At 54.2% G+C, this 16,638-nt stretch carries 9 protein-coding genes; 2 read left to right on the plus strand and 7 right to left on the minus strand.

The annotated features are described in order from the left end of the window. Window positions 1–35: 35 nt before the first annotated feature. Window positions 36–1,319, minus strand: a complete 1,284-nt coding sequence (locus tag F0P93_RS26355) for a M20/M25/M40 family metallo-hydrolase (RefSeq protein ID WP_150880712.1) — start codon at window positions 1,317–1,319, stop codon at window positions 36–38. 43 nt (window positions 1,320–1,362) lie between these two features. Next, a complete protein-coding gene (locus tag F0P93_RS26360; RefSeq protein WP_150880713.1) occupies window positions 1,363–2,511 on the minus strand; it encodes a fatty acid desaturase family protein in 1,149 nt (382 codons plus the stop codon). A gap of 448 nt (window positions 2,512–2,959) precedes the next feature. On the opposite strand from F0P93_RS26360, the gene F0P93_RS26365 reads away from it, so the two are divergent. Both F0P93_RS26365 and F0P93_RS26370 read left to right on the plus strand, forming a co-directional pair. Further along, a complete protein-coding gene (locus F0P93_RS26365) occupies window positions 2,960–3,979 on the plus strand; it encodes a zinc-binding alcohol dehydrogenase family protein (protein WP_150880714.1) in 1,020 nt (339 codons plus the stop codon). Between the two features lie 87 nt (window positions 3,980–4,066). Further along, complete coding sequence (locus F0P93_RS26370) at window positions 4,067–4,657, plus strand: PepSY domain-containing protein (RefSeq protein ID WP_150880715.1); 591 nt, start codon at window positions 4,067–4,069, stop codon at window positions 4,655–4,657. Between the two features lie 116 nt (window positions 4,658–4,773). Here the strand turns inward: F0P93_RS26370 and F0P93_RS26375 are convergent, their stop codons facing one another. The 5 genes from F0P93_RS26375 to F0P93_RS26395 all read right to left on the minus strand — a co-directional run bounded on the left by F0P93_RS26375 (window position 4,774) and on the right by F0P93_RS26395 (window position 15,628). Further along, window positions 4,774–7,179 carry a TonB-dependent receptor plug domain-containing protein gene (locus tag F0P93_RS26375; RefSeq protein ID WP_150880716.1) on the minus strand — a complete coding sequence of 802 codons (2,406 nt, stop codon included), beginning with the start codon at window positions 7,177–7,179 and terminating at the stop codon, window positions 4,774–4,776. Between the two features lie 167 nt (window positions 7,180–7,346). Then, on the minus strand, window positions 7,347–7,895 hold the full coding sequence (locus F0P93_RS26380) for a hypothetical protein (RefSeq protein ID WP_150880717.1): 549 nt from the start codon (window positions 7,893–7,895) through the stop codon (window positions 7,347–7,349). Window positions 7,896–8,015: 120 nt separating this feature from the next. Beyond that, a complete protein-coding gene (locus F0P93_RS26385; RefSeq protein WP_150880718.1) occupies window positions 8,016–11,087 on the minus strand; it encodes a VPS10 domain-containing protein in 3,072 nt (1,023 codons plus the stop codon). 98 nt (window positions 11,088–11,185) lie between these two features. Then, window positions 11,186–12,589, minus strand: coding sequence for a RagB/SusD family nutrient uptake outer membrane protein (locus tag F0P93_RS26390; RefSeq protein ID WP_150880719.1), 1,404 nt, complete (start codon window positions 12,587–12,589; stop codon window positions 11,186–11,188). A gap of 48 nt (window positions 12,590–12,637) precedes the next feature. After that, on the minus strand, window positions 12,638–15,628 hold the full coding sequence (locus F0P93_RS26395; protein WP_150880720.1) for a SusC/RagA family TonB-linked outer membrane protein: 2,991 nt from the start codon (window positions 15,626–15,628) through the stop codon (window positions 12,638–12,640). Between the last annotated feature and the right edge of the window lie 1,010 nt (window positions 15,629–16,638).

Here is a 16,638-nt window from a genome sequence, read left to right on the forward strand (position 1 = left end):
CGTCATTCAAGAGTTGCAGGGTTTTGTTGGATGCGTCAGCGCGTCAGGCGGTACAGCAGCAAAGCCGCCCGCTGAATCAGAAACGGGTATTCTTTCAGGTTGATGTTTTCCTCGATGCTGTGCGCGCCTTTTCCCGATGCGCCGAGTCCGTCCAGACACGGCAGGTATTCCGCCACGAACGAAACGTCTCCCGCCCCCCGCGACCCCGGATCACCCGCCAGCACCGGCCCCAGGCCCATGTCGCGGCTGATCTGATCCACCACTTTCCGCAGGTTTTCGTTCTTTTCCGACGGTTCCATGGCCGGAATGCCGTCCTGAAACGTGATCGTCGCTTTGGTCAGCGGCAGGCTTTTTTCCACAATGTCGCGCATCCGGGCGCGGGCGCTTTCTTTCTGTTTCTCTGAAATAAACCGCAGATCCCCTTTTACCAGCGCCGACGGGGCCACGATGTTGGTTTTTCCGGTGGTTTCGCCTTTGGCGGATTTGTTGTCATACCGCACTTCCGAACCGCCGATCATCAGGCCCGGATTGAACGTCAGGTATTGCTCCTGCCCCAGGGCGCGCCGAAATTCGTTCAGAATCCGGGCGGATTCAAAAATGGCACCGTAGCCCAGATCACTGAAAATCCGCGATGAATGCCCCGTCCGGGCCACCACCTTGAGCGTCCAGCTACTCGAACCGCGTCGGCCGGTGGTGACGTGGGTCAGTCCCTGTGCCCCTTCAAACGCCAGGGCCAGGTCGCATTTTTTGGCCCGTTCGATGAAATCCCTGCGGCTTTCGGGGCCGCCACTGCTTTCTTCGTCGCCCGTGAAATAGGCTGTAATCGAGACGTCATCCAGCAGTTTCTGAGCGTGTAACGCTTTCAATGCGGCCAAAATGAGCACGTTACCGCCTTTGATATCGTTGGCTCCCTGACCCGTAGCCGTCGAATCATTCACCCGCGTAAAGGGATCGAAGGGAAGACTTTTTTCAAAAACCGTATCCAGGTGTCCGATCAGAAACAGCTTTTTGCCGCGTTTGCCCTGCCGGGTAGCCACCAGATGCCCGGCGCGGTTGAGGGAATCGGGCAAGGTCACCCACTCGGTCTTGAAACCCAGCTTTTCAAATTCATCGGCCAGGAGTTTACCGTTTTCCCGGACGCCCTCGAGGTTGAGCGTTCCGCTGTTGATGTTGACGGTTTTTTCCAGGAACTTCTCCGTTTCGGGGTGAATTTGCCGGACGGTTGAAAGTATTTTTTTTTCAACCGGCGAAAGCGATTGGCCCCAGACGCCGGGTGCGATGCCCAGCAGCAGGAGTGCCTTGATGAAGAATTTGGTCATGATAGAGAATCAGCAGGTTGATTCTCAAATTTAGCAGAAAATTTCAGACCTGCTGCGAACTGGCAACGGGTTGCGGAACACAGACGACACGCGGGGCGACAACGGTTTGCCCGGCGTGTCGTCCCAGGTTTTTCAGCATGTTGACGTGCGAACCCAGCGCATCCATCAACGAGGTTTTCTGGTAATACGGAAGTCCGAACTCCTGGGCCGTGGCCTGCACGATGGGCGCAATGGCGGGGTAATGCACGTGGCCGATCGACGGAAACAAGTGGTGTTCGATCTGGTAATTCAACCCGCCGATGAACCAGGACAAAACCCGGGAAACCGAGAAATTGGCGGTGCTTTCCAGTTGGTGAATGGCCCAGGCATTTTCAATGTTCCCCTGATCGTTCCGAATCGGGGAATGCACCTCTTCAATGATGTGCGCCAACTGAAAAATCACGCTCAGCACGAAGCCCGCGACAAAGTTCATCAGCAGAAAACCGAGCGCCCACTGTCCGAACGTGATGTCGGTTAATACGAGCGGCAGTACGCCGACAAAAACCACGTAAAATAGCTTGCCCGCCAGCAAAATCAGGATTTCGCGCGACGAAAACGGCTTGGTCAGTTTCGATTTGGACTTCCGGTTGAACTCTCCGATCTGCTTAAAATCCTTCACCAGAAAGGAGAAGGTCATCAAACCGTACAGCAAAAAGGCGTAAATGTGCTGGTAGCGGTGCATTTTTTGCAGGCGTTGCTGGTCGCACAACCGCAGGAACGGTTTGCCCGTAATGTCGCTGTCCAACTGGTCGATGTTGGTATACGTATGGTGCAGGGTGTTGTGCTGAACTTTCCAGTTGTAGACGTTGCCGCCGAGCAAATAGAGACTACCACTGAACAGATTGTTGACCCAGGGCGAGGTTGAAAACGAACCGTGGTTGGCGTCGTGCATGACCGACATCCCCACGCCGGCAATCCCGATTCCCATGATGCCCGACAGGATGAGCATGGCCCAGGCTGGAAATAGATTGGTCAGAATCAGGATGTAAGGAACCAGATACAGGCTGAGCATAAAAATCGCTTTACCCACCATCGGCGAACCACCCGCTTTGCAAATGGCGTTTTCCTGGAAGTACTGCTCAATTCTCGTACGGAGTACCGGAAAAAAAGTAGACTTGTCTTTGTTCAGAAATTTTACGTTTGTAGTCGTCATATTCAACTTCCTGGGTTACTAGGCACTTGTCAACCGGTTATCCACTGACGACTGTATCGCTCCCCTGCTTCTAAATTGTGCGTTTTGCTGCTTTTGCTAACAATGTATATCTTATAACGATGAAAACCGTATTTTATACTGTGTCTATGAAATATATATATTAATACCAACGCAAACTATGAGATGATGCCCTTGCCTAACAGTTGTTTAAGTGCCAGCGGCACGTACTGTTACGAGCAAATTGGATCCCTCCGGGGTCAATAATCTCACAGTTTGCGTTAACACCACTTTTAGTTTCGTCTTCAGTCCGGTTCTCCAAAAGCGTTCGGTCTTGGGAAAGTAGGATAAAATTGCATACGAATCGGGTAGTAAAACAGAACCGATCTTCAACTATTTGCTTTTCCTTTGCAGTGGAAATGAAAGCGGGACGATTGACACCCGACAAACTATGGAAACACTCGTATGCACCACGCCAGGCCAGTTTGAATACCGTCCCGGCCTAAAACCGGAGCTGACTCCGGGGCACGCCATCGTAAAAATTCAGCGCATCGGCATCTGCGGAACCGACCTGCACGCCTTTGAAGGAACGCAGCCGTTTTTCGAATATCCCCGGATTCTGGGTCACGAACTGGCGGGAGAGCTGGTCGATTTCGACGATGCGCCCGGTTTTCAGAAAGGCGAACGGATTACGTTCATGCCCTATTTCTACTGCGGAACCTGCGTGGCCTGCCGCGCCGGAAAAACCAATTGCTGCGCCCAGCTCCGGGTTTCGGGCGTTCACATCGACGGCGGCATGGTCGAATACCTGAGCGTTCCAAGCTATTCGCTGATTCACGGCGACGGCCTGAGCCTGGACGAACTGGCGCTGGCCGAGCCCTTGTCCATCGGTGCCCACGGCATTCGGCGGGCGGATGTACAGCCCGGAGAGTTTGTGCTGGTGGTTGGCGCCGGGCCGATCGGTCTGGGGGTCATGGAGTTTGCCCGAATTGCGGGTGGTCAGGTCATCGCGATGGATGTGAATGAATCCCGGCTGGCGTTTTGTCGGGAGAAACTCCGGGTGCCCTACACCATCGACGCCCGTTCGGCCGATGTGGCTGAACAGCTCCGCGAGATAACCAACGGCGACATGCCGACCGTGATTGTCGACGCCACCGGCAACCGGACGGCCATCAACAACGCGTTCCCGTATATGGCCCACGGCGGGCGGTATGTTCTGGTCGGTTTGCAACGGGGCGACGTCTCTTTGAGCCATCCCGAATTTCACAAACGCGAAGCCACGCTGATGAGCAGCCGGAACGCCACCCGGCAGGATTTCGAACACGTTCTGGCCTGTCAGAAAAAGGGGCTGATCGATCCGGTCACCTACATTACGCACCGGGTTCAGTTCGGTCAGGTCCGGGACGAATTCGCCGGCTGGCTGAATCCGGCCAACGGCGTGATCAAAGCGATGGTGGAACTCAACAACTGATCCGGCAGCGTTTGCAGCCTAATAAGCCGGTTTTTGACGCAAAAACAATAGGGTTCCCGCGCCGAATTTGGTATCTTGCTTTTACATATGAAAGACCTTAAAGACCGTTCGCGCAGGCTTCGATTCTACCGGAAAATTCACGGGGTATTGGGCGGAACCCTCTTCTTCTTTTTCTTAATCATTGCGGTGACGGGGCTCCTGCTGGGTTGGAAAAAACATTCCGGCGGGGTATTACTGGCCAAATCGTACAAAGGCGTTTCGGCCGATCCGAAAACCTGGCTGCCCGTCGATTCGCTCCAGAAAATTGCGTTCAACACGCTGCGGGACTCGGTTTCCGCCGAGCTGTCGCCGGAACTGGACCGGATCGACATTCGTCCGCAGAAAGGCATGGTGAAATTTGTGTTTGCCGATCACTACGCAGGCATTCAACTGGATTGCGCCACCGGCCAGGTCTTACACATCGAAACCCGCCGGTCCGATTTCATCGAAAAACTACACGACGGTTCCTACCTCGACGCCCTGGTCAAACTGGATGAACAACCGTTCAAACTCCTCTATACCAGCATCATGGGCATCGCGCTGATCCTGTTTTCTGTCACCGGTTTTTACCTCTACTACGGCCCGAAACGGATTCGACAGGAGAAGCTGACGCGGTCGGCCAAACCGGTGATTCAATAACGGTTTACGGTTTACGGTTTACGGTTTACGGTTTACGGTTTACGGTTTACGGTTTACGGTGGCTAACTTGCGTCAGCCACCGTAAACCGTAAACTGAAAACCGACTTAAAACCGCCCTAAAACCTCGCCCGCAGCGAAACGATGACGTTCCGGCCCGGTGCCACGATTCCCGAACTGTAGGGACGATACCGCTGATCGGTGAAGTTTTCCACCCCCGCGTTGATCGACAACAGATCCGTGAGTTGGTAGTGCGCCTTGAAATTCAAGGTGTACCAACCCGGCGAATACGGTTTTCCGTCGGCGTCGATGGCATACATGTAATCCTTGCCCTGCTCTTCCTGCGCCAACTCGTTGTTGGCCACCTTGTCATTGTACATCCCGTAGAGTTCCAGCCGCAGCTTTTTGGCCGTATAACTCAGCCGCGTGATGCCGAACCAGGGAGCCGCGTGACGCAGCGGGCTGGTGGTGCCGTCGTCCAGTTCTTCGTCACCCTTCTGGTAAGTAAAGTGTGACGACAGACCGAATCCGGCTGGCAACTTGATTTCCAGACCAGCCTGAATCCCGTAGACCGTCGCTTTGGCCGCATTCTGAATCGCCTGAACCTGACTCAATTCGCCATGGTACTGAATGCTGTCCTGACCGTTCAGCGTAAAATTCCGCCGAACCAGCGCGTTGTCCAGATACGTATAATATGCCGTCAGGTCGACTTTTACCCGGTTTCCGAAGACTTTGGCAACGCCCACCTCCGCATTGTAGGCATACTCCGCCTTCAGATTCGGATTGGGAATGACCACCGAACCCGGCTCCGATTCAAACACCTTTCCGACATCATCGACGTTGGGCGAGCGAAAACCGGTGGACAGATTCGCACTCAAACTCCAGGTGCTGGCCGGGTGATAAACCAGTCCCGCGCTGCCGGTCAGGGCACCGTTGTTAAGTTTCGCGGTGGTAAACGGGAACGGGTAAAACGTGGTTTCGAACTTCGAATTCAGGACAAACTGGTTGTAGCGCGCTCCGGCCTGAAACGTCAGGTTGTCGCTGGCTTTTAGCTGGTACGTCAGGTAAGCCGCATACGATGCCCAGTTCGATTTGGGGTAGCGCGGAGCACCCGGCACGGAAGCATTCGTGACAATGTTCAGATTCGTAGCCGTCGAAATCACATCGTTGTAGATCGCTTCCAGTCCATAAAACAGCTTTTGTTTGTCGTTCAACTGCTTGTTGAAGTCGATACTGGCCGAAAAAGCATTCACCTTTTCGAGCGTCGTCCGCCGTTCGGGCGTATTCAGGTCGCGGTCGATGCGGCTTTCTTCAAAAAACTGGTGGGCCAGCCGGATGCTCATCTGGTCGTATAATCCTCCGCTTGCGGTATTCGTGATGGTCAGGTTGTTCATCATCCATTCCTGCGGGCCGTAGTTCCATTCCGCACTGCGTGGCAGATTCCGGCGGTAGCGCAGAAGCCGGTCGTATCGCGCGTAGTTGGACGTGGTCGAATACTGAAAACCGTAGTTGAAATCCCAGCGGTCATTCGGTTTGAACCGAATTTTCTGCATCAGATTGATCTGCGAATAGCCCGTCGGACGCTGCACCCGCTGGTCCTGGTTCTGAATCACCCGGTCTTCGCTGTCGATCCGCTCGACGTATTCCTTGCGGAGGTATTCGTCCGGCCCGTGCGAACCCATGCGCAAATCGCCGAAATCGTTGTGGGAAATGCTGGTGGCAATCCCCCATTTTTTCCAGCCCACACGCACGTCGGCGTGGCCCGTCAGCTCGCTGTTGGCGGACGAATACCGCCCCACCGCCGAACCCGACACCAGCGGTTCTGCACTGTCCGACAATTTGGGCATCAGCGTGTAGAAACTCATCACGCCCCCAATGGCATCACTACCGTACATGACCGAACCCGGCCCAAAAACCACCTCCGTATTTTCGATGGAAAACGGATCAAGCGAAATCACATTTTGCAGGTTACCACTCCGAAAAATAGCGGTATTCATCCGCACGCCGTCGACCGTAATCAGCAGACGGTTGGTCGAAAACCCGCGAATCATCGGGCTTCCTCCGCCCTGTTGGCTTTTCTGGATGAACACTTCGCCGGATTGGCCCAGCAGATCGGCGGCCGTCTGCGGATTCTGAAACGCTACGTCTTTGGCCGAGATTGTCGTAATTTTGACCGGCACATCCCGGCTCGACTGATTCCAGCGATTGGCCGTCACCACCACCTGATCCAGCGACAGCGACGACGGTTTGAGGTACAGAGACAACCCGGCTTTCGCCAGTTCGTCGTAACTGACGGTTTGGGCCTGGTAGCCAACGGATCGGATCTCGATCCGGTCAGCGCCTTTAAAAGCGGTGATGTCTACCTTGCCTTTGGCTCCTGAAAGAAGCAAAACCGTCGGTTCCTGGCTCGAAAGCGTCACCCGTTCGAGCGGCCGGGAATCTTCCCGGTCTTTGATGGCAATCACCTGGGCGTAGCTTTCCGCGTAGGCCCCGAGCAACGCCCAGAGAATTATAATTTTTTTCATAGCTTACCGGTTAGGAAGACACGAAAGACCTGAGAAGAGCGACAACCCTTTGTTCATCAAGGGCGTGCTCTTTACTCTTTTGTCTTTATTCTCTTGTCTTCGGTATTCGTTTCACATGCATTCAGACACACGCATTCGAAGCTGACGGGAAATGGTCAGCCCGGAAATCAAACGTACACGATGTGAAACGACCGTTCAGGTGGAAGCTGCGGAGGGGTGAGGGCCACGTAGAGAGCAAACTGGTTGATAAAACCGCCGACCCTTTGTTCAGGAAACCAGTTGGTTGGGGGATAAATCCAGGAAAGCAATTCCTGGCAGAAAAGCGGTTGTAAAAAGGGGGAGGCTTCGGTCGATTCTTCTTCCTGCTGCGCGTCTTTTTCGAGCATTTCCAGCGACGCCAGTTGTCGGTTCAGGCGGGTTTCTTCTTTGTCCCACCAGCACTCGTAAACCACACTGTCGCCGACCACCGTCGTTGCGATCAGGTCATACATCTGCCCCTGGTATTCAAACTCGTGGTCGTGTTCCCAGCGCAGGCTGGTTTTGATTTCGGAAACCGCCAGTTTCAGCATCACCCGCTGCGATTCCGTACGGCCCTCTTCCAGACGGTTTTCCACGTCTTTCCTGACCCGGTATTTTTGGGATTGCAGGAGCGTATAGGTTCCCCAGAAAGGCAAACCCAGCGTCATCAGGAGCAGTATGAGTATCGACGTCCTCAATCCGGCAAATGGGTAAAGGTTAGAGCAAGCGGAACACGGGTTGGTTTCAAAAAAACAGGAACCAGCTAACCGGAACTTTCGTCCTGATTAGCTGGTAGTGGGCAGGGTTAGTTAGTCAATTTACAAACTCTTAATGGTTTTGGTCTTCAGAATCGACTCCAGTTCGCCCAGGTGCTGATTCAGTTCTGCCGACAGTTCTTCGTACACTTTATACGAGCCGTCGGTCGGTTTGGCATCCCCGGTTTCAACGCTCCGCCACAACGACGCCAGGCGGTTGTTGAGCTTGATCGGGAAGTTCAGCGGATCCTGGCCACTCTGGTTGCGGATCTGATACAGGTTTTCTTCCACGATGCTCAGTTGCTCGATGATCTTTTTGTTGGCCGGGCTGTTGGTTTTGCCCAGTTTTTCTTTCAAATCCCGAATCTGAACCACCGCGTCGTTCGCCTTGCTGGTTTGATCACGCAGTTTGATGGCCAACTGGAACTGTTCCTGAACATCAGCATCAGTTACGCCTTTCAAACGCGGATCGAGCTTGATTTCAAACGGTTGCGTGAGGGTTTTGCCAGCGGTCGTGAGCCGGATCTGGTATTTTCCCGAAGGAGCCAGCGGTCCCATCGTGGGCCGCGCACTCCAGACAATCATCCCCTTGAACTCGGTAGCTCCCGGATACCGCATGTCCCACTCGAAGCGGTTCAGACCGGCATTTTTCGTTGGCGGTTTTACGCGTGGAGCGCGTGGATTGTCTTCATCCATTTCAGCCGCAGCCGCTTTTTCACCTCCGGCCGGTGCATCGACGCTTTCAAAACTGCGAACCAGATTGCCTTTCGAATCCAGAATTTCAATTTTTACCTTGTCGGACGGTTTCGCCAGGTAATACTGGAAAACCGCATTCTGAACCCGACGGACGGCACTATACGGTTTGAAAAAATGCACGTCGGCTTTGGCCACTTCGGGCGAAAACTCCCGAATCGGAGCCACGTCGTCCAGCACATACATCGAACGACCGTGGGTACCGATCACCAGATCTTTTTCGGTTACGATCAGATCAGAGATTTGGGTGTCGGGCAGGCCCAGTTGCATCGGCTGCCAGTTGTCGCCGTCGTTGAACGACACATAAACGCCGTGTTCCGTACCGGCATACAGCAAACCGGGCTTCGTCATATCTTCCCGAACCGTGTGGGCGTAATGCCCGGCGGCAATACCGGTCACGATTTTTTTCCAGGTTTTGCCGTAGTCATCCGTTTTCCAGAGATACGGGGCACGGTCGTCCATCTGATACCGTTTGGCGGCAATGTAAGCCGTTCCGGGCTTGTGTCGCGAGGCATCGATGATGCTGATCCGGGTGTGTTTCGGCAAATCTTTCGGCGTAATGTTCTGCCAGGTTTTGCCGTGATCGCGGGTGATGTGCACCAGCCCGTCGTCGGAACCGGCCCAGATCGTATTGACATCGTGGAAGGAAGGGGCCAGCGCAAAAACCGTCGCGTAAATTTCCGGGCCGTTCATGTCCATCGTAATGACCCCGCCACTTTTTCCGAGTGAGGCTGTATCGGCCAGCGTCAGGTCCGGGCTGATTTTCTGCCACGACTGTCCTTCGTTGGTCGACATCCAGACGTGTTGTGAACAAACGTACAAGCGGTTTGGATCGACCGGCGAGAACACGATGGGATACGTCCACTGCCAGCGTTCGGGCAACGCACTGGAGGGTTCGCCGGAGAAAAACCGGGGATACACCTGCACATCCCGCACCTGACCGGTGGCCCGGTTGTAACGCGTCAACAACGCCCCCTGGCTACCGGCGTAGAAAATATCCGGGTTTTTCGGGTCCTGAGCAATGTAGCCGCTTTCCCCTCCCCCAACATCGTAATACCGTTCCGATTTCTTGAGTGAATTGGACCGGGCCTGCATGTGATTCCAGCCTTCGCTGGCCACGGCCACAGTCGAGTTATCCTGCTGGGCACCGGCCACATGGTACGGAAAATCATTGGTCACCGTGATGTGGTACAACTGCGCCGTCGGGAAGTTTTCGTCCGTCCAGGTTTTGCCGCCGTTGACCGAAACCGTTCCCCCGCCGTCGTTGGACGACACCATCCGCATCGGGTCAGTCGGGTCGATCCACAGGTCGTGGTTGTCACCGTGGGGCACCGTAATCGTTTTGTCAAATTTCACCCCGCCGTCCGACGATTTGAAGAAACCGACATTGAGGCAGTATACGCCGTCTTTGTCTTTCGGATCGGCGTAGATGCGCGAGTAGTAGAACGCCCGCTGACGCAGTTTCCGCTCGGAGTTAACGTATTTCCAGGTCATCCCGGCATCATCGGAACGGTACACTCCGCCGTCGTTAGCTTCCACAATGGCCCAGACGCGGTTGGGATCAACCGGCGAAACCGTGACGCCAATTTTACCGACCGGCCCTTTCGGCATGCCCGGTTTATTGGTCAGTTCGGTCCAGGTGTCTCCCCCGTCGGTCGATTTGAACAGACCACAGGCACCACCGCCCCCCCACATTTTGTAGGGCGTGCGATACACCTGCCAGATCGACGCGTAGATCACTTTCGGATTCGTGGGGTCGATGATGAGGTCGGCGGCTCCGGCCTTGTCACCTTTGTACAGGACTTTTTTCCAGGTCGTACCGCCGTCCGTTGTCCGGAAAACACCCCGCTCTTCGTTCGGGCCGTAGGGGTGACCCAGAGCCGCGACGTAAACCGTATTCGGGTCGGTGGGATGCACGCGAACCCGGGCAATGGCCTGCGTATTTTTCAGACCGATGTTTTTCCAGGTTTTGCCCGCGTCGGTGGTTTTGTAAACGCCGTCGCCCTGCATGATGTTGCCCCGGAACTGGGTTTCGCCGGTTCCGATGTAGACCACATCCGGGTTGGTTTCCGAAACGGCCACCGCTCCCACCGAGGAACTTTGCAACTGCCCGTCGGTAACGGGTGCCCAGGTGTTCCCGCCATCGACGGTTTTCCACAAGCCCCCACCAACCGCACCAAAATAGTATTCCTGTTTGCGCGAGGAACTTCCCGAAGACCCCAGGGAACGCCCCCCCCGGTTGGGACCGATGTTGCGCCAGGTCATTCCTTTAAAATGCAGGGAGTCGGTCGCCAGCACCGGCGAAGACGACTGAGCCGCGGCCGGCTCGGTCAGCAGAAGTCCCCCTAAAGCCGTCAGAATGAGACAGTGGTGTAATTTCATAGACTGTTTTTTCAAAAAAAGTATGTAGGGTTAATTTAACGCTTCATCAGCAGATCAGGATGGGTTATTTATTGATCGTCCAATTCCGGGTCGATTCTCTAGCGGTAGCCTTCGTTCTGATCCAGGTTTTTGTTGGAATCGATGTCCGCCAGGGGAATCGGAAAAACCTGCCGCCCCGCGTTCGTGAGCGTAATCGGCGGACCATTTTTCCGGGCAACAGCCACCAGTTTGGTCAGGGCCTGGTTGGTCCGGACCAGATCAAAGAAGCGGTGGCCTTCAAACGCCAGCTCAATTTTCCGTTCCTGCCAGATGGCCTGCAAGGTCGGCTGCAAACCGGTGACCGTCGAAGCGGCCAGTCCGGCCCGCGTTCTGATCCGGTTCAGATCGGCCAACGCACCGGTCAGGTTTCCGGTTTGGGCCAGGGCTTCCGCCCGGTTCAGATACACCTCGGCAATCCGCAGAATATGAACGTTATCGATGTTACCGGCTTTCTGGTATTTCGTCGAGTAATAGACACCGACCACATTGTCACGGGCCGTCATTTTTCCCCGAACATCGTTCGGATTGGCAATCAGTTCGGCGTAGAATCCCTCGTGAATGGCAATGTCGCCCCGGCCACCCATACTGGACGGGAAATACCAGTTGCGAAGACCGCTCTGGTCGGTGGAACCAAAGGCCAGTTCAAAAATGGATTCGGTGGAAAATGCCCCCGAGAAAATCGATTCGTAAGAACCCAGCAAGGCATATTTGCTGTCGTTGATGACCAGGTTGGCATACTCGATCACTTTCTGGGGCTGGTTGGTATACAGATACAGGCGGGAAAGCAGCGCCCGGGCGGTTCCTTTCACGGCCTGCGAACGGGTGGTCGTGATGTTCGCGTGCGTTTCCGGCAATAGCTCAAGCGACTTCAGAAGATCGCTTTCCACCTGCGCATAGGACTCCACCAGCGTAGACCGGCTCGGAAACAACGAATCGTCGACCTGTTTGGAAGGCTTCAGCACCAGCGGAATGCCCAACGTCCCCACCACACCCGGCACGCCCCCGTACGACCGGGTCAGGTCGAAAAACGTCAGGCCCCGGATAAAATACGCCTGCCCCAGAATGGCGTTCTTGGTGGCATCCGGAATGTCCGTCAGGGTCGGAACGGCTTCGATCAGCGTGTTGGCAATGTTGACCGCGCGGTAGGCCCGGGTCCACATCGCGGCATTTTCCCGGTTGGCCGGTGCCGTGACGTAGGTGTCCATTTCCCGGTAAAAATCCCAGGTTCCCACGCTCTGCGAAATATCGGCTGCGACATCGCCCATCAGGATGAAGTTTCGTCCGTAATAGTTTCCGTCCTGGAGCTGGTTATACATCCCGGCCATGGCCGCGGTGGCACCTTTCAGGTTGGTAACGGCCACGCTTTCCGACACCTCGGCCTGCGGTTCCTGATCCAGCACATCACAGGCCGTCAATACACTGCACAAAGCAGTGGTCAGAAGAATATGATTCAGTCTTTTCATGGCGTCAATTTTAAATGGGTACATCCTATTCGTAGCGGTTGAGAACGATTAAAAACTCACGTTGATACCAGCCATATACACCCGTGGTTGCGGCATCGTGTAGAACTCGATGCCCTGCGTGAGGTTGGTAGCCGCCGTTCCGGTCAGTTCCGGATCCAAACCGGTGTACTTCGTGAACGTCAGGACATTCTGGCCGGACACGTAAACCCGCGCACTCGACAGCTTAATTTTGCTCAATAGCGTAGCTGGCAGGCTGTAGCCGATCGACAGGTTTTTCAGACGCATGTACGAACCATCTTCCAGAAAGCGCGAAGGGCGCAGGTTGCCGGAATAGTTTTCCGCCGTCATTTTCGGGATCATCGTTTCATCACCCGGTTTTTGCCAGCGATCCAGTTGGCTCGTCATGAAGTTGGTGTTCCGCGTACCGCCGTGTTCTTGGAAGAAGCGGTTCCAGTGCAACTGCATGTTTCCGTAGGAATACTGGAAGAAGAACATCAGGTCGAAACCTTTGTAAGACAGCGTGTTGGTAATCCCGCCGAAGAAATCCGGGTTGGCGTTGCCCACGATCTTGCGATCGACGTTGGCATCAAACTTGCCATCACCATTCACATCCGTAAAAATGGGTGCTCCCGTTTCCCGGTTGACGCCGGTTTGCTCGTGGAAATAGAACGAATACATGGAGTAGCCCTCTTCGTAGCGGTAAATATCCCGGTTGTAAACGGTGAACGGCGCGGCCAGCTTGGTCAGGCGGTTTCTGTTGGTGGCAATGTTAAAGTTCACATTCCAGTCGAGCTTGTCCGCTCCACCGCGCAGGACGTCGGCATTGATGCCCAGTTCGACCCCACTGTTCTGCACCGAACCGTAGTTCTGCACCAGCGTATTGAAACCGGACGTCCGGGGAACCGGAACGGCCAGCAACAAATCCCGCGTGTTCTTGACGTAATAATCGGCGGTAATTTTCAGGCGGTTTTTCAGCAGACCCAGGTCAAGCCCAACGTTGGTTTGCTCCGTGGTTTCCCATTTCAGGTTGGGATTGGCCAACTGAACGGGGGCCGTTCCCGGCAAGTTCACATACGCCGAAGAACCGGACACATCGCCCAGATCGTTCAGGTTGCCACCCCAAAGACCCAGGGACTGAAAATTCGTAATCCCGCTCTGGTTCCCCGTAAAACCGTAGCTAGCCCGGAGTTTCAGGACGTTGATTGCCGACACCGATTTCATGAACGACTCCTCGGAGAGCAGCCAGCCTACGGCCACCGACGGGAAAGTTCCCCAGCGGTTGGCCACCCCAAACCGGGAAGAACCATCGCGCCGGATGTTCACCGTGGCCAGGTATTTGTTTTTGTAGTCGTACACAAACCGGCCAAACACCGAAGCGATTCCCCAACTGGAGCCTTCAGACGTACCGGTTTGAACAGCCGCCGAGATGATTTTGCGGAAGTCGTTGCTGGGAAACTGCTGGCCCGTCGCCGACGTCCGGCTGAAAACCGACTCCTGAACCGACGTTCCCACCAGCGCGTTGATCGAGTGATTGCCGAAGCTCCGCTGGAACGTCAACACGTTCTCCTGCACCCAGTTATCATCCCGCGTGTTGACCGAACGGGCCGAGCCGTTGACCGCAGCACCGTTGTTCAGAAACGTGTCGTCGTAGAGATCTTCCTGGATGTTGCTGTAATCCAGGCTGAAGCTGGACCGCAGACTCAAACCCGGTATAATGTCGTATTGGGCGTATACATTGGCCAGAAACCGGTTGGTCGACATCGTGATGTCGTTGTGTTCAACAGCCGCCAGCGGGCTTTCAAAAGTTCCGAACTTGGTATATGACCCATTGGTCTGGTAGAAAGGCAAGTTGGGCGGCAGAAAGAAGGAGCCTTCCAGCGCACCGGAAATGTTGTCGTCGTTCCGAACGCGGTTCCGGAAGTTCCGCGAGAACAGCACGCTGGTTCCGACTTTCACCTTGTTGACGGGCGTAAAGTCGAGGTTGACCCGGCCGCTCGTCCGTTTGAAATCGGAGCCTTTGATGACGGCTTCCTGAAAGAAGTTGTTGACCGAAACCAGGTACTGGATTTTGTCGGTACCGCCCGTAATCGACAGGTCGTGGTTGCGCAGGAGTCCGTTCTGGAAAACCGGCTCTCGCCAGTCGGTGTTGATGGTTCCGGCCGGATTGGCATACGGAGCCGCCTGGCCGTTGTTGACCGACGCTTCGTTGATCAGCGTTTCGAAGGTCGTTCCGTCGACTACGGCGGGTTTGCGCCACAGGTTCTGCGTACCGATGTAGGTACCGAAGCTGATTTTCGCTTTTTTGTTGGCACCGCGTTTGGTGGTGATCAGCACGACGCCATTGGCCGCCCGCGCCCCGTAAATCGCGGTGGCAGAGGCATCTTTCAGGATTTCCATGGACGCAATGTCGGCCGGGTTGATGTCGGCGATGGGGTTGGTAGTGCTTCCGCCCAGGCCAATCGCCGAAAGGCTCCCCGACTGAATCGGAATACCGTCGACGACGTACAGCGGATCGCTGGAGCCGTTGATGGAGGTCGTTCCCCGCACCCGCACCATCATGCCGCCCCCGGGCGTACCGGAGTTGGCGCTCACCTGCACCCCGGCGGCCCGTCCCTGCAGGAGCTGGTCGCTGCTGGGAGCCGGAATGTTTTCGATGGCCTTGCCGCTCACTGACGCAATGGAACCCGTGATGGTTTTCTGGGCCTGTGTGCCATACCCGGTCACAATCACTTCTGATAAGATCTTGGTATCGGTCACCAGGGCCACATCGATTTTCGACTGGTTTCCGACGACCACTTCTTTATTCTGGAACCCAATGGACGAAAAAACCAACGTTCCGCCTTTGGTACTGATGCTGAGCTGATAGGCCCCATTGGCATCGGTGGTCGTGCCGATCGAAGTGCCTTTCAGCACTACATTCACGCCCGGTATGCCGGTATTTTCTTCCTGGCTGTTCACGATCCCTTTCAGGATGCGGTCCTGCGCCTGCAGAAGATGGGCGGAAAAAATAAGAATAAGAACAGTAGCAATTTGCTTCATTGGATGAGTTGATTTTGGGTTACACAAACTCCGGTGGAGGTGGGAAACGGACGTAGCAGCCTTCCCGGATCTACTAGTCCGGTGAGTAGGGTCGATTCATTTCCGTTTGCAAACAGGTTACGCTCTCGCCGGACACACGTGGCACACAAGCCAGTGTACCGGACGGGCAGATCGGACGCCGTAGACGAGTCGGTATTCGTGTATTTGAAAAACCTGCGGCTGTTAGTGTGTAGGCCTGGCAGCGGATTGTAAGAAAGTAGTAGCCATGATAACTTGTGGTTAGAAATGGGAAACTCCGTCTGAATTGGTTCCAAACGGCTACTTTTCTTGCTTGACTGGAAGGGAATAAACAGAGCTGGCGGATAAAGCAAGCCCTGAAAATGTACTGGGAGAGTTACGAAGAATATTCTTTGGCAAATTTAGGAAAAAGCCAATTTTAATGCAAAGGAAATGATCAATAATATTTTCTTTTATTTCAATCTTCAACAGTGTTTTTTATTGTTAAAACAAAAATCAGCTTATTATTTTCTCCATTCATTCGTTAATAGACGGAATATATTGTACATCGAAACAATTGGATTGATGAGGAGATATATTGGTATTTCCCTGATTGAGCAAAACATAGTAAACCAAATTTTGCACTATTCTTTTATATTGTTTTTTCTATCTGCGAAAATCATTATTTGTCAAAATTAAAATACGATTAAACTTGACATCGGTTGGATTGCTTCTAATATTTGGGAGGAGTTTACGAAATACTTACAAGGCTTACCACCCGATTCCAGCTTCCAGCCGCACTCGAAGCCGGTCTCGAAAAATAGCAGTTGAAATAACAACTGTATCGGGTTGTCACTGACAATCCTGATCATTCATCATTGATTATTGTAACGGGTTTTTACCGCCCTAACGGATTTTCTGTGTGCATTGCCACTCTGGAAGGGGAGCAGCAAAACACACGAAAAGCGGTTTGGATCTGTAAAAGAACCGGAAGACCTTGCTTGATTGGTATA

Source organism: Larkinella humicola (assembly GCF_008727875.1).
GTDB classification, from domain to species: domain Bacteria; phylum Bacteroidota; class Bacteroidia; order Cytophagales; family Spirosomataceae; genus Larkinella; species Larkinella humicola.

Bases quoted from the DNA above. Each gene is read 5' to 3' on its own strand.
- F0P93_RS26395 (WP_150880720.1), bottom strand. From the start codon at position 15,628: ATGAAGCAAATTGCTACTGTTCTTATTCTTATTTTTTCCGCCCATCTT.
- F0P93_RS26375 (WP_150880716.1), bottom strand. From the start codon at position 7,179: ATGAAAAAAATTATAATTCTCTGGGCGTTGCTCGGGGCCTACGCGGAA.
- F0P93_RS26355 (WP_150880712.1), bottom strand. From the start codon at position 1,319: ATGACCAAATTCTTCATCAAGGCACTCCTGCTGCTGGGCATCGCACCC.
- F0P93_RS26390 (WP_150880719.1), bottom strand. From the start codon at position 12,589: ATGAAAAGACTGAATCATATTCTTCTGACCACTGCTTTGTGCAGTGTA.
- F0P93_RS26360 (WP_150880713.1), bottom strand. From the start codon at position 2,511: ATGACGACTACAAACGTAAAATTTCTGAACAAAGACAAGTCTACTTTT.
- F0P93_RS26365 (WP_150880714.1), top strand. From the start codon at position 2,960: ATGGAAACACTCGTATGCACCACGCCAGGCCAGTTTGAATACCGTCCC.
- F0P93_RS26370 (WP_150880715.1), top strand. From the start codon at position 4,067: ATGAAAGACCTTAAAGACCGTTCGCGCAGGCTTCGATTCTACCGGAAA.
- F0P93_RS26385 (WP_150880718.1), bottom strand. From the start codon at position 11,087: ATGAAATTACACCACTGTCTCATTCTGACGGCTTTAGGGGGACTTCTG.